General features: G+C 74.3%; 11 protein-coding genes. 6 read left to right on the top strand and 5 right to left on the bottom strand.

Annotation, left to right across the window (positions count from 1 at the left end):
- Positions 1-142: 142 nt before the first annotated feature.
- The 6 genes from ACTMS9_RS07060 (at position 143) to ACTMS9_RS07085 (ending at position 6,961) form a co-directional block, all read left to right on the top strand.
- Positions 143-493 (top strand): VOC family protein, encoded by a 351-nt coding sequence (locus tag ACTMS9_RS07060; RefSeq protein ID WP_210777301.1) that lies wholly within the window; start codon positions 143-145, stop codon positions 491-493.
- A 3-nt stretch (positions 494-496) separates the two neighbouring features.
- Positions 497-1,813, top strand: a complete 1,317-nt coding sequence (locus ACTMS9_RS07065; protein ID WP_441164486.1) for a deoxyguanosinetriphosphate triphosphohydrolase — start codon at positions 497-499, stop codon at positions 1,811-1,813.
- A 15-nt stretch (positions 1,814-1,828) separates the two neighbouring features.
- On the top strand, positions 1,829-2,662 hold the full coding sequence (locus ACTMS9_RS07070) for a siderophore-interacting protein (protein WP_441164487.1): 834 nt from the start codon (positions 1,829-1,831) through the stop codon (positions 2,660-2,662).
- 144 nt (positions 2,663-2,806) lie between these two features.
- Positions 2,807-4,456: a BCCT family transporter gene (locus ACTMS9_RS07075; RefSeq protein ID WP_441145745.1), complete on the top strand. Its 1,650-nt coding sequence runs from the start codon at positions 2,807-2,809 to the stop codon at positions 4,454-4,456.
- A 94-nt stretch (positions 4,457-4,550) separates the two neighbouring features.
- Positions 4,551-6,425 (top strand): DNA primase, encoded by a 1,875-nt coding sequence (gene dnaG, locus ACTMS9_RS07080; protein ID WP_441145743.1) that lies wholly within the window; start codon positions 4,551-4,553, stop codon positions 6,423-6,425.
- Positions 6,425-6,961: a hypothetical protein gene (locus tag ACTMS9_RS07085; RefSeq protein ID WP_441145742.1), complete on the top strand. Its 537-nt coding sequence runs from the start codon at positions 6,425-6,427 to the stop codon at positions 6,959-6,961. The genes dnaG and ACTMS9_RS07085 overlap by 1 nt, the downstream gene beginning before the upstream one ends.
- Positions 6,962-6,967: 6 nt before the next feature.
- On the opposite strand, the gene ACTMS9_RS07090 is transcribed toward ACTMS9_RS07085, so the two are convergent.
- The 5 genes from ACTMS9_RS07090 to ACTMS9_RS07110 all read right to left on the bottom strand — a co-directional run bounded on the left by ACTMS9_RS07090 (position 6,968) and on the right by ACTMS9_RS07110 (position 14,024).
- On the bottom strand, positions 6,968-7,936 hold the full coding sequence (locus ACTMS9_RS07090; RefSeq protein ID WP_441164488.1) for a TAXI family TRAP transporter solute-binding subunit: 969 nt from the start codon (positions 7,934-7,936) through the stop codon (positions 6,968-6,970).
- A complete protein-coding gene (locus ACTMS9_RS07095) occupies positions 7,933-8,325 on the bottom strand; it encodes a roadblock/LC7 domain-containing protein (protein WP_441145738.1) in 393 nt (130 codons plus the stop codon). The genes ACTMS9_RS07090 and ACTMS9_RS07095 overlap by 4 nt, the downstream gene beginning before the upstream one ends.
- A complete protein-coding gene (locus tag ACTMS9_RS07100; protein WP_441164489.1) occupies positions 8,322-10,748 on the bottom strand; it encodes a sensor histidine kinase in 2,427 nt (808 codons plus the stop codon). Before ACTMS9_RS07100 ends, ACTMS9_RS07095 begins: the two co-directional genes overlap by 4 nt.
- 65 nt (positions 10,749-10,813) lie before the next feature.
- Positions 10,814-11,800, bottom strand: coding sequence for a TAXI family TRAP transporter solute-binding subunit (locus tag ACTMS9_RS07105; RefSeq protein WP_441164707.1), 987 nt, complete (start codon positions 11,798-11,800; stop codon positions 10,814-10,816).
- Positions 11,694-14,024 (bottom strand): TRAP transporter permease, encoded by a 2,331-nt coding sequence (locus tag ACTMS9_RS07110; RefSeq protein ID WP_441145735.1) that lies wholly within the window; start codon positions 14,022-14,024, stop codon positions 11,694-11,696. The genes ACTMS9_RS07105 and ACTMS9_RS07110 overlap by 107 nt, the downstream gene beginning before the upstream one ends.
- Positions 14,025-14,027: the final 3 nt, after the last annotated feature.

A 14,027-nucleotide genomic window follows, 5' to 3' on the forward strand; every position in this document is an offset into this window, starting at 1 on the left:
CGGTCGGCAATCGGTCGACAACTGTCGTCTGATTGGCGGTTGCGGACCCGCCAGGCGATGTTCGCCGGCGCGCCCCGCGGGCCACCCGGGCGTAACCTGAGCTCCCGCGAGCAGTTGCGTACGACCGGCGAAGGGTGGCCGCATGACCAGCGTCTGGGAGAGCTTGACCGTCGACGCCCGGGACCCGTCCCGGCTGGCCCACTGGTGGGCCGAGGCGCTGGGCTACCAGGTGATCGCGGAGAAGCCGGACGAGGTGGAGATCCGCCAGTCGCGCGACCGGCTGCCCGGCATCGTCTTCGTCCCGGTCGCCGACGGCAAGGAGACCAAGAACCGGCTCCACCTCGACCTGCGCCCGGCCGACCAGGAGGCCGAGGTCGAGCGGCTGGTCGACATGGGGGCCCGGCACGTCGACGTCGGCCAGGGCGACGCCTCCTGGACGGTGCTCGCCGACCCGGAGGGCAACGAGTTCTGCGTGCTGCGACAGCAGGGCTGAGGGGTGCGTGACCCCGACCCGGCCGGGCCGTGGGACGCGTCCGACGCGCGGCGTCGGGTCGACGAGGCGCCCAAGGACACCGGCTACGGCCGGTCGCCGTACGAGCGGGACCGGGCCCGGGTGCTGCACTCGGCGGCCTTCCGGCGGCTGGCCGCCAAGACCCAGGTGCACGTCGCCGGCACCGACGACTTCCTGCGTACCCGGCTGACGCACTCGCTGGAGGTGGCCCAGATCGCCCGGGAGATGGGCGCCCGGCTGGGCTGCGACCCGGACGTGGTGGACACCGCCGGGCTGGCGCACGACCTCGGCCACCCGCCCTTCGGGCACAACGGCGAGGACGCCCTGGACCGGCTCGCCGCGTCCTGCGGCGGGTTCGAGGGCAACGCCCAGACGCTGCGCGTGCTGACCCGGCTGGAGGCCAAGGTGGTCGGCCCGGACGGCGTACCCGCCGGGCTCAACCTCACCCGGGCCTCGCTCGACGCGGTCGGCAAGTACCCGTGGCCCCGGCAGCCGGGACTGCGCAAGTTCGGGGTGTACGACGACGACCGGCCGGTCTTCGACTGGCTGCGCGAGGGCGTACCCGCGGGGGACGGCGGCGGCCCGCCCGGCGGCGCGCGGCGCTGCCTGGAGGCCCAGGTGATGGACTGGGCCGACGACGTCGCCTACTCGGTGCACGACGTGGAGGACGGCATCCACGGCGGGTACCTCTCGCTGCGGCCCCTGCTCGACGACCCGGACGAGCGGGCCGCCCTCTGCGTCGACGTGGCCGCCGTCTACTCCGGCGAGTCCCCGGCCGATCTGGGCGAGGTGCTGGTCGACCTGCTCGACGAGCCGGAGCTCGCCGCGCTCGCCGGGTACGACGGCAGCCATCGCGCGCAGGTCACGCTGAAGGCCACCGCCAGCGTGCTGACCGGCCGGTTCGTCTCCGCCGTGGTGACCGCCACCCGGGAGCGGTTCGGCCCGGGCCCGCACCGCCGGTACGCCGCCGACCTGGTGGTGCCGCGCCGGGTCCGGGCCCAGTGCGCGCTGCTGAAGGGGATCGCCTGGCGCTACGTGATGAACCGCCCGGGCGCCGGCGCCCGGTACGACCGGCAGCGGGCGATCCTGGCCGAGCTGGTCGGCGTGCTGGGCGACCGGGCGCCGGACGCGCTCGACCCGGTCTTCGCGCCGCTGTGGCGGGCCGCCCCGGACGACGCCGCCCGGCTGCGGGTGGTGGTCGACCAGGTGGCGTCGCTCACCGACCCGGCGGCGGTGGCTTGGCACGACCGGCTCGTCCGGCGTGCGGTCGCTCTCCCGACCGGAGGCCCCGCGACGACTTAGGTTAGCCTAAGTGACATGACGGAGCGCCCCAAGAAGGTCACGTCCGCCCGGGTCCTGCGGACCGAGCGGCCCACCCCGCACCTGATCCGCCTGGTCCTGGGCGGGGAGGAGCTGGCCGGGCTGCCGGTCGGGGAGTACACCGACCACTACATCAAGATCGTCTTCCCGGCGCCCGGGGTCGACCACCCCAGGCCGCTGGACCTGGCCGCGATCCGTCGTGACCTGCCCCGCCACCAGTGGCCCCGGCTGCGGGCGTACACCGTGCGCGCCTGGGACCCGCTGGCCGGCGAACTCACCCTGGACGTGGTGCACCACGGCGACGAGGGGCTGGCCGGGCCCTGGGCGGCCCGGCTGCGCCCCGGCGACGAGGTGCTCTTCGTCGGCCCGGGCGGGGCGTACGCGCCGGACCCGACGGCGGACTGGCACCTGCTGGTCGGCGACGAGAGCGCGCTGCCGGCGATCGGCGCGGCGCTGGAGCGGCTGCCGCTCGGCGCCCCGGCCGCCGTCTTCGTCGAGGTCGACGGGCCGGCCGACGAGCAGCGGCTGCTCAGCCCCGGCACGGTGGCGCTGACCTGGCTGCACCGGGGCGCCCGGCCGGTCGGCGAGGCGCTGGTCGAGGCGGTCCGGGCGCTGGAGTTCCCGCCCGGCCGGGTGCACGCGTTCGTCCACGGCGAGGCGACCTTCGTCCGCGAGCTGCGCCGCCTGCTGCGCGTCGAGCGCGGGGTGCCCCGCGAGGCGCTCTCCATCTCCGGCTACTGGCGCCGGGGCATGGACGACGAGGGCTGGCGGTCCACCAAGGCGGACTGGAACCGCCAGGTCGAGGCCGAAGAGGTCACCCCGGTCGGCTGACCCGACCGCGCCCCGCCGACCTCGGTACCCCGGGTTGTTCTCGGGGCCGCGATGGCTCCGCGAGCGCGGGATCACCCGGTCGACGCGGGTGAACCGTGGGGGTATGCGACTTTTCAGGAGGTTCGTCGGCGGCACCATGTGACCATGGCGGAGCGGGCGGGGGAGTCGGCGCGGGAGGCCGGGCCGGCGGGGCGGATCGACCCGGTGGTGCTGGTGCTGGGCGTCGCCGGGGTGCTGGCGGTGGTCGGCTGGGGGGTGTTCGGGGGCGGCTCGCTGGCCGGGTTCGGCGCCGCCGGGCTGGCCTGGGCGATCAACACCTTCGGCTGGTTCTTCGTGGTCGCCGCGGACGCCTTCCTGGTGCTCTCGGTGGTGATCGCGGCGTCCCGCTTCGGCCGGATCCGACTCGGCGCGGACGACGACGAGCCGGAGTTCAGCACGATGGCCTGGGTGTCGATGATGTTCAGCACCGGCATGGGCATCGGCCTGGTCTTCTATGCCGTGGCCGAGCCCATCCAGCACTACGCCGCACCGCCACCGGCCGCCGGCGTCGAACCGCAGACCCCGGCCGCCGCCGAGGTGGCGATGCAGTACACCCTGTTCCACTGGACCCTGCACCCCTGGGGGATCTACGCCATCGCGGCGCTGGCGCTGGCGTACTCGACGTTCCGGAAGAAGCGGGGTAGCCGCATCTCCGCCGCCTTCGAACCGCTGCTGGGCGCGCGGTCGTACGGGCGGGTCGGACAGGCGGTCGACCTGCTGGCGGTCTTCGCCACCGTCTTCGGCTCGGCGACCAGCCTGGGCCTGGGGGCGCTCCAGGTGGCCGCCGGCCTGGAGAGCGCGACCGCGGTGCCCGACAGCACCGCGATCGAGCTGGTGGTCATCGCCGCGCTCACCGCCGCCTTCGTGGTCTCCGCCTTCACCGGGCTGCACAAGGGCATCAAGTGGCTCTCGACCACCAACGTGGTGCTCGCCGTCGGGCTGATGGTCTTCGTCTTCGTGGCCGGGCCGACCATCTACACCCTGGAGGTGCTGCCCGCCTCGGTCGGTGACTACCTCAGCCGCCTGACGATCATGTCCACCCGGACCGGGGCCTTCTCCGACCCGGCCTGGCTCGGCGCGTGGACCATTTTCTACTGGGCGTGGTGGATCTCCTGGGCACCGTTCGTCGGCATCTTCATCGCTCGCATCTCCAAGGGGCGGACCATCCGGCAGTTCGTCACCGGGGTGCTGCTGGTGCCCAGCGGGGCCAGCGTGATCTGGTTCGCCATCATGGGCGGCACCGCCCTGCGGGTGCAGACCACCGGCACCCGGGACCTCGTCGCCGATGTCTCGGCGAGCACCGAGAAGGCCCTCTTCGGCCTGCTCCAGGCGCTGCCGCTGGCGGCGCTGACCACGGTGCTGGCGATGGTCCTGGTCGCGCTCTTCTTCGTCACCGGCGCCGACTCGGCGGCGCTGGTGCTGGGCTCGCTCAGCTCGCGGGGCGCACTGCGGCCGCACCGGGGCGTGGTGGTGCTCTGGGGCGTGCTGATCGGCGCGGTCGCCGCCGCACTGCTGCTCGCCGGTGGCCTGGCCGCCCTGCAACAGGCGACGATCCTGGTCGCGCTGCCGTTCGTGGTGGTGATGCTCGGGCTCGCCGTGGCCCTGCTGTGCGACCTGGCGCGGGACCCGACGGTCAACCCGCCCGTGGCCAGGCCGCGCCGCTACGGCCTGGTCGCCGCGATGCGGGCCGCCCGGTCGTACGAGGAGGAGGATCCGCCACCGGTGACCCGGTGGTTCCACCGCCCCCCGCAGTGACACCACCCCCGCCGGCGTCGTTCGCCACACGCCCGTGCCCCCGTCGGCGGATCGTCGGCCCGGCAGGGCAGGATGTACGCCGAGGGGGTGGCAGATGGCTGGGCGGATCCGGGACGAGGACATCGCGCTGGTCCGGGAACGCACCTCGATCGCCGAGGTCATCTCCGACACGGTGACCCTCAAGTCCGCCGGCGGCGGCAACCTCAAGGGCCTCTGCCCGTTCCACGACGAGAAGAGCCCGTCGTTCAACGTCTCGCCCGCCCGCAACGTCTGGTACTGCTTCGGCTGCGGGGCCGGCGGCGACGCCATCAAGTTCCTGATGGACGCCGAGCACCTCAGCTTCATCGAGTCCGTCGAGCGGCTCGCCGCCCGCGCCGGCATCCAGCTGCGCTACGTCGAGGGCGACAACGCCGCCCCGCGCCCCCGTCCCCAGCAGGGGCAGAAGCAGCGGCTGGTGGCCGCGCACGCCGCCGCCGTCGAGTTCTACCAGGCCCAGCTCACCACGGCCGCCGCCCGGCCGGCCCGGGAGTTCCTGGCGCAGCGGGGCTTCGACCGGGCCGCCGCCCAGCGGTACGGCTGCGGCTTCGCCCCGGACGCCTGGGACCTGCTCACCAAGCACCTGCGCCAGCAGGGCTTCAGCCACGACGAGCTGGTAACCGGCGGGCTGTCCCGCCCGTCGCGTTCCGGGACGCTGATCGACCGGTTCCGCCGCCGGCTGATGTGGCCGATCCGGGACATCACCGGCGACGTGATCGGTTTCGGCGCCCGCAAGCTCTTCGACGACGACGACGGCCCGAAATACCTCAACACCCCCGAGACGCCGATCTACAAGAAGTCGCACGTCCTCTACGGCATCGACCAGGCCAAGCGGGAGATCGCCAAGCAGGGCAAGGTGGTCGTCGTCGAGGGCTACACCGACGTGATGGCCTGTCACCTCGCCGACGTGCCGACGGCCGTGGCGACCTGCGGCACGGCGTTCGGCGCCGACCACATCGCGGTGCTGCGCCGGCTCCTGCTGGACACCGACGCGGTGGCCGGCGAGATCATCTTCACCTTCGACGGGGACGCCGCCGGCCAGAAGGCCGCGCTGCGCGCCTTCGAGGACGACCAGCGCTTCGTCGGGCGTACCTTCATCGCGGTCAGCCCGGACAACATGGACCCGTGCGAGCTGCGCCTGGCCAAGGGCGACCTGGCCGTGCGCGACCTGGTTGCCCGCCGCGAGCCGCTGGTCGACTTCGCGCTGCGCCATGTGATCAACCGGTACGACCTGGACACCGTCGACGGCCGGGTGGAGGCGATGCGCCGGGCCGCGCCGCTCGTCGCCAAGATCAAGGACCGGGAGAAGCGCCCCGAGTACGTCCGCAAGCTCGCCGGCGACCTCGGCATGGAGATCGAGCCGGTGCAGCGCGCGGTGCTCGCCGCCGACGCCACCCCGACCGCCGAGCGGCGCTCGTCCGCCCCGACCCGCTCGACGGCGGCGCCCGAGCCGGCGGTGGACAGCCCGCAGTCGATGGTCGAGCGCGAGGCGTTGAAGCTGGCCCTGCAGGAGCCGGTGCTGGCCGGGCCGATGTTCGACGCGGTCGACGCCCCGGAGTACCGGCACCCGGTGCACGCGGCGGTCCGCGCGGCGATCGCCGCGGCGGGCGGGGCCGCGGCTGCCACCGCCGGCGCGGTCTGGATCGAGTCGGTCCGCGACGCCTGCGAGGACCTCGCCGCCCGGGCGCTGGTCGGCGAACTGGCCGTCGAGCCGCTGCGCATCGACGGCGAACCCGACCCCCGGTACGTCTCGATCACCATGGCCCGGTTGCAGTGGGGCTCGGTCACCGCCCGGATCCGGGACCTCAAATCCAAGATCCAGCGGGTCAACCCGGTGAACAACAAGGACGAGTACTTCGCCCTCTTCGGGGAACTGCTCTCGCTGGAGCAGCACGCGCGGGCGCTGCGCGAGCAGGCCGCGGGAGGACTGTGATGGGACTGTTCAGCCGCAAGCCGAAGCTGCCGCCCGCCGCCCGGCCCCCGCTCGCCGACGACGAACGGGTGCTCGCCTGGGCGGCCGCCGGCAACGGCGAGGGCGACGGCGTGGTGGTGGCCAGCAACCTCGGGCTCTGGCTGCCCGGCCGCCCGCACCGGCTGGGCTGGCACGACATCCTCAAGGCGGTGTGGTCCGGCCACGAGCTGACCGTCACCCCGGCCGAGCGGATCACCGAGCGCGACGGCTACCAGGTGGTGGCGGACTGCCCGGCCGAGACCTACCTGCTGGTCGACCCGGGCGAGCTGCCGCACCAGGTGCGGGCCCGGGTCACCCGGTCGGTGGCGTACACCGCGCACCACCCGTTGCCCGGCGGTGCCGGGCGGGTCGCGGCCCGGCGGGTGGCCGGTGTGGACGGGCTGAGCTGGACCGTGCGCTTCGACCCGGGCACCCCCGCCGACGACGAGGCCGTGCTGGCGGAGACCGACCGGCTGGTGGCGGCCGCCCGCGCCGCGACCGCCCCCGCTGACGCCTGAACCGGCTCACCCGCCCCGGTAGAACCGCGCCGCGCCCGGATGCAGCGGGATCGGGTCGGTGCTGGATGCGCTCTGCCGGGTGAAGTTGCCCGCCTCCGGGTGCACCCCGATCAGGTCGCCCTGGTAGGCGAAGAGCAGCCGGGTCAGGTCGTACGCCAGATCGTCCGGCATGTCGGCGCTGACCAGGATCATGTTCGACACCGTGACCGTCGGCGTGCCGGACGGCGTGCGGTAGGCGTCCTTCGGCAGCTCGGCGGTGGTGTACACCGAGCCGTACCGGGCGTTGAGCGGCTCAATCAGGTCGGCGATTGGCAGCAGCGTGAATGTGCCCGGCGCGCTGGAGAGCAGGTCGGCGATGCCCGGGGTGGGCAGGCCGCCGGAGAAGAACATCGCATCCAGCGTGCCGGCCCGCATCCGCTTGACCGTCTCCGGCAGGGACAGGGTGAACCGGTCCACGTCCCGGTCCGGGTCCATCCCGGCGGCGGTCAGCAGCCGCCCGGCGATGATGTCCGTGCCGGACTTCGGCGAACCCGTGGAGACCCGCTTCCCGCGCAGCCCGGCGAAGTCCTTCACCTTGGCGTCGGCCCGCACGATCACGTGGGTGTAGTTGCTGTACACCCGGGCCAGCGCCCGCACCGGCTGGGGCTGCCCGACGAAGGCGCCCTGCCCGGTGACCGCGTCGGCCGCGGTGTCGGCGAGGCTGAAGGCGATCTCCATGTCGCCGCTGGCCAGCCGGGTGACGTTCTCCACCGAGGCGCCGGTCGGCTCGGCCCGCGCCTCGTACCCCGGCAGGTGGCGGCTGATCACATCGGCGTAGCCGCCACCGAGCTGGTAGTACACGCCGGTGGTGTTGCCGGTGGCGAGGAAGATCCGGCCGCCGTGCCAGGCCTGCGGCGGCGCGGCCGGCTCTCCGCAGCCCGCCACCAGCAGCGTCACCAGCAGGACGGCCAGCAAGTGCGGTGGCCGGCGGGTCACGCCCGGACCGCCGGTTCCAACGCCTCCGCCACCCGCTGCACCAGGGTCGCGGTCTCGAAACCGATCTGACCCAGGTCGCAGCCCGGCGCGGCGAGCACCCCGAGCAGGGCCCGCTCGCCGACCGCCATCACCAGCATCACCCCGCCGTCCATGTCGACGATCTGCTGGCGCACGCGGCCGGCGGACATCAGCCGCGCGGCGCCGACGGTCAGGCTGGCCAGGCCGCTGATCACGGCGGCGAGCTGGTCCACCTGGTCGGGGGAGAGGTGCGGTGAGGAGGCCAGGCGCAGCCCGTCCTCGGAGACGGCGACGGCGTGCGACACGTCCGGCACCTGCTCGGCGAAGTTCGTCAGGAGCCAGTCCAGGCCGGCGCTCACGGGTGTGGTCATCGGTGTCTCCCGTTGGGTCTCGTCTGCTGGTTACGTCGCATCGCGCTGGCCACCCCCTCGGCGAGCGCGGACAGTCGGGCCCGCACCACCTCCGGGTCGAGCAGGTCCTCCGCCGGTCGGGCCGGCGCAGTGTTCGGCAAGGTCGGGAGCTGATCGCCGCGGGTCCGGCGGGGCAGGCCGGCGCCGGAGGTGGCCGGCCCGGTCGACGGGTGGGCGGCGCCGGGCGGGGGCGCCACGGCGGCCCGGAGCACCGGCGGCCGGGGCGGGGCCGCGACCCCGGCACCGGGGGTGACCACCGGCAACGTCACCGTCGGCGCGTGGTGGACGTCGGTCGGGTCCGGCCGGAACAGGCTGCCGCCGTACGTCGGCGTCAGCCGGGGCGCGGGCGTCGGGTTCGGCACGGTCGCCGCCAGGGCCGGCGCGCCGGCCCCGGCCCGGAACCAGGCCGCCGTCGAGGCGGGCTGGCGGACGGGAACGGGGCGCCGGGACACCGTCTCCACCCGGACGAGCGCCGACTCGGGCACCTCGACCTGGGCCAGCGTGCCGGTGCCGGTGTTGTGCAACTGCACCCGGATCCCGTACCGGGCGGCCAGGTGGGCCACCACGTGCAGGCCCATGCTGCCGGCGGCGGCGCTGGAGAGCACCGCCGGGGCGAGCAGCCGCTTGTTGATCGCGGCGAGCCGGCCCTCGCTGATGCCGATGCCCTGGTCGTGCACGCGCAGCGTGAGCCCGTCGATCGTCCGTCGGCCGTCGACCTGCACCGGGGTGTGCGGCGGCGAGTAGTTGGTGGCGTTCTCCAGCAGCTCGGCGAGGAGGTGGACCAGGTAACCCACCGCCGACCCGTGCACCGCCGCGGCCGGCACGTCGATCTCCACCCGGGTGTAGTCCTCGATCTCGGAGGAGGCCGCGCGCACCACGTCGGCGAGCAGGTGGTCCCCCTCGTACGCCCGCCCCGGCTCGCCACCGGCGAGGACCAGCAGGTTCTCGCCGTTGCGGCGCATCCGGGCGGCGAGATGGTCCAGCGCGAAGAGCCGGGCCAGCGCGTCCGGATCGGTCTCGTCGCGTTCGAAGTCGTCGAGCAGGCGCAGCTGCCGGGTGATCAGGGTCCGGATCCGGCGGGCCAGCGCCTCGGCCATCCGGGTCACGTCCAGCCGCAGCTCGGCCTGCTCGCCGGCGAGTCGCAGCGCCGCCTGGTTGACCGTGTCGAACGCCTCGGCCACCTGGGCGACCTCGTCGCGCCCCTGCCGGATGTCCTCGGTCAGCCGGGTCGCCTCGCCCTCGGCCGGTGTGCCCTCGCCGGCCGCGATCGCGGTGATCCGCTCGGGCAGCTCCGAGTTGGCCACGGTGAGCGCCGCCACCCGTAGCCGGCGCAGCCGGCGGCTGGTCCGTACGGCCAGCAGCGCGGCGGCCAGCAGCGAGCCCGCCGCGACGGCGGTGGTGGCCCCGCCGGTGACCAGGGCCCGCCGGCGGGCGTCCCGGGCCAGGCTGGCGGCCTGCTGGTCCAGGTCCTCGGAGAGTTCCCGGCCGAGCAGGTTGAAGCGCCGGATCGTGCCGCTCTGGGCCACGTACCAGGCGTCGCCGTCGACCTTCAGCGCGGCGGCCAGGGTCTCGCCCTTGACGGCGGTGTCCCGCATCCGCTGGGCGGTCGCCACGTCGGCGCCGGCGACCAGCCGGGCGTACGCGGCCTCGGCGTCGGAGTCGGCGATCCGGGAGAACTCGGCCTGGCGCTGTTCCCGCGCGCCCCGCAGCTGGCCGAGCCGGACCAGTTCGCCCTGGGCCAGCTCGCCGCGGACGAAGACCGTCCGGAGCAGGTCGCGTTCCAGCGCGGCCAGGTGTTCCTGGCTGGCGACCGCCGCCACCTCCCGGGCGGCGTTGGCCAGCTCGGTGTCGCGCAGCTGCGCGGGCAGCGCGTCGGCGACGGTGAGCAGCGACTCGACCAGTGCCACGTAGGTGGGGTCGGCCCCCTCCGACGTGGGCGCCGACCGGCGGGCGGGGTCGAGCTGGTAGAGCTGGTCGTCGGCGGTGTCGAGCACCCGCCCGAGGTCCGGTGCGGCCCGGCGGGCGTCCCGGCTGGCGGTGCGGAACCGGTCGACGGCGGTGTCCACCCGCAGCCGCTGGGCGTCCACCAGCGGCCGGCCGGTGGAGCCACCCCGCTGGCGCAGGGCGGCCGTCTCGCCGAGTTCCCGCTCCAGCTCGTGCACCAGGCGCACGGTGGCGGTGGCGGTGCCGGCGAGGACCCGGGCCCGGTCGGCGTCGGCGGAGGCGTCCAGCGCGGTGCTGGTCTGGGTGGCGCCCAGCACGACCAGGCCGATGGTGGCGACCAGGATCGGTGCGAGCAGTTGGGTGCGGACCGACCAGAGCCGGTCGGTGTGGTCCGCCGGCCGATTGTGCCGGCGTACGCGGGCGGGGCGGGGGAGCGGCACGCGGGTCTCCCGGGAATGGTCGGGGACGCCGGGCCCGGGCGGTGGCCCGGACCCGGCGCCGTCGGTCAGCTCGCGCCGAGGTCCTGCAGGGCCTTGGCCGCCCCGCGGTGCAGCGGTACGGGGTCGGTCTTGCGGGCGTTGTCCAGGTTGATGCCCTTGGCGGCCGGGTTGGCCTGGGCCAGCGCGTCCTTCTTGTCGAAGACGGTCCGCGCGACGGCGCAGGCGACGTTGGCGTTGAGGTCCTTGCGGACCAGCAGCACGTTGGGCACCACGATGGTCGGGGTGTCCGTCGCCGTCTTGTAGACGTCCGCGCGGATCGTCCCGGCCTGGTACGCGGGATTCAGCTCGGTCATCTTGGGCAGCAGCGGGGCGATGTCCAGGAACTTCACCTTGTCGCCGGCCGTGGTGAACAGGTCGGTGACCCCGCCGGTCGGTACCCCGCCGGACCAGAAGAAGCCGTCGATGCTGCCGTCCTTGACCCCCTCCACGGTCTTGGCCAGGTCGAGCCGCTGCGCCTGGATGTCCTTGGCCGGGTCGAGACCGGCGGCGGTGAGCAGGCGGTTGGCGATGACCTCGGTGCCGGACTTGGGGGAGCCGGTGGAGATCTTCTTGCCCTTCATGTCGGCCACCGAGCCGATGCCGGAATCGGCCCGCACGATCACCTGGGTGTAGTTGTCGTAGATCCGGGCCAGCGCCTCCACCGGCTGCGGCGAGGTGAAGCTGCCCTTGCCCTGCACCGCGTTGACGGCCGTGTCGAAGAGCGAAAACGCGACGTCGTACTGGCCGCCGACGAGCTGCTCGATGTTCTGCACCGAGGCGCCGGTCTCGGCGGCGGTGCCGGTCAGCTTGCCGTCGGTCGTCGTGGAGAGCTGGCCGGCGAGGGCGTTGCCGACCACGTAGTACACGCCGGTGGCGTTACCGGTGGCGATGCCGACGCGGGTGCTGTCAGTGACCTTGCAGGTGATCTCGCTGGCGGCGTCGTCCTTCGTCGCGCCGTCCTGTTTGCCCCCGCAGCCGGCGGCGCCGCTCGCGACGAGGGCGAGCGCCCCCACTCCCGCGGCGAGCCGCACGTTGATCCGTCTCACTGTTTTCCTCCCCATGGTTCACCGGTGGTGTTGCCGACGGCTCGCCGGTCCGGTTGGCGGAGCCGCGTCGTACGAGGACACCCGCCACCACGGCGGCGGCCAGGACCGCGCCGACCGTGACGGGTACGGGTTCGAGCCAGAGCAGCGTCAGCCCGGCGAGCGCGCCGAGGATCCGTTCCGGTACGCCGGCCGGGCCGACGCCGGGCAGCCAGCCGCCCGCCGCCACGGCGAGCACGGCGACGCTGAGCGCGGAGACCACCACGGCCACGGCGACCCGCTGCGGCCCGCCGATTCCGAGCAGCCCCAGACCGGCCGGGGTGATCACGAAGGCGATCGGGATCAGGTAGGCCGGCAGGGCGTACCGCAGGGTCTGCCACATGGTCGGCACCAGCCGGCCGCCGGTGACCGCGGCGGCGGCCACCGCGGCGAGCGCGGTCGGTGGGGAGACCTCGGACAGGACCGCGAAGTAGAAGACGAACATCGCCGCGGCGGGCGCGGCGACGCCCAGGTCCAGCAGGGCCGGGCCGATGATCACCCAGCCGATCACGAACGAGGCGGTGACCGGCACGGCCAGCCCCAGCAGGCTGAGCGCGACGGCGGCCAGCACGGCGGTGAGCGCCAGCACCACGGCCGGGTCGGACGAGACCGCCTGCGCGCCGGAGACCAGCAGTGCCGCCGCCTGCGGGCCGAGCCCGGTCTTGGTGGTGGTCGCCGTGATGATGCCGGCCGCGGCGCAGACCGCGCTGACCGCGAGCACCCCGCGCGCGCCGGTGCCGAGCGCCTCGACCAGCCGGGCCGGGGTGAGCCGGTGCCGACGGTCCAGGAAGGACAGCGCGGCGGCCAGCACGGTCGCCCCCACCACCGCCTTCGTCGCCGAGACGCCCAGGGCGAGCAGGCCGGTGATCACCAGCAGGGACAGGAAGTGGTAGCCGAAGCGGCCCAGCAGCCGCCAGGGCGAGTCGGTGTGCACGACCACCGGTCGCACGCCCGAGCGCCGGGCGTCGATCTCGACCGCGAGCAGGATGCCGAGGTAGTACAGCATCGTCGGGATGGTCGCCCAGCCCAGCACCTGGAGGTACGACACGCCCAGGTACTCGGCGATGATGAAGGCGGCCGCACCGAGGGTGGGCGGGGACAGGATCGCCCCGACGCCGGCGGCGGCGAGCATCCCGCCGGCGCGCTCGGCCGGGTAGCCGGCCCGGCGCAGCAGCGGCCAGGTCACCGCGCCGATGCTGACGGTCGTCGCCGCGCCCGATCCGGAGACCGTGCCGAGCAGGAAGCCGGAGGCGACCGCCGTGCGCCCGGCGGCCGTCCGGGAGCGCCGGAAGGCAGCGGCGGAGAGTTCCACGAAGAACCGCCCGGCCCCGGAGAGGTCCAGCACCGCGCCGTAGATGGTGAACAGCACGATGTACGAGGCCGCGACGTCGAGCGGGGTGCCGTAGAACCCGCTGTCGGAGTTGTAGAACGCGTCCACGAGCTGGCCGAAGTCGAGCCCGGCGTGCGCCACCGGCCAGGACTGCGGCAGCAGCCCGCCGTAGTAGCCGTAGGCCAGGAACAGCAGGCAGACGGCGGGCAGGATCCAGCCGGTGGTGCGCCGGCAGGCCTCCAGCAGCAGGAGCAGCAGCACGGTGCCCATCGCGACGTCGAGCCCGACGAGCAGGCCCTGCCGGTCGAGGAAGGCGTCGTACCCGCCGCCCCCGCCACCGACGGTGAACGGCAGCACCGGGTAGAGGCAGGCGACCAGGGCCGCGGCGGCCAGCAGCCAGTCCGACCGGGTCGGGTCCGGCCCGTCGACGGCGGCGGGTGTGCGGCCCGGCCGCCAGGGGATCGAAAGGCCCGCCGGGTACGCCAGGAACACCGTCGGCAGCACGCCGGCCAGGAAAATGATCAGGTAGTACTTGCTGCCCTGCGGAAGTGGTTGAAAGACCTGGACAAGTGCCAGCAGCGCGATCCCCACCGTCGTGCCGGTGACCAGAAGACCGACCGGGCCGGTGAGCGAGCGCCCCGGTTTCTCGTCCTCGAATTGCGCGGCGAGTTCGCGGGTGTCCGGCACCGCGGCGCGGGGTGGTGTCCCCACCGTGACCTGCGGTGGCAGGGGTTCCGGAGCGTCCTTGAGGGCGGCTCCCGCCCCCCTGGAGCCGGGGTGCGGCGCCTGCGGGGCGGGACCGTCGGAGAAGCGTACGGACGACACGAG

It is taken from the genome of Micromonospora sp. L31 (genome assembly GCF_052068075.1).
Taxonomy (GTDB): domain Bacteria; phylum Actinomycetota; class Actinomycetes; order Mycobacteriales; family Micromonosporaceae; genus Micromonospora; species Micromonospora purpureochromogenes.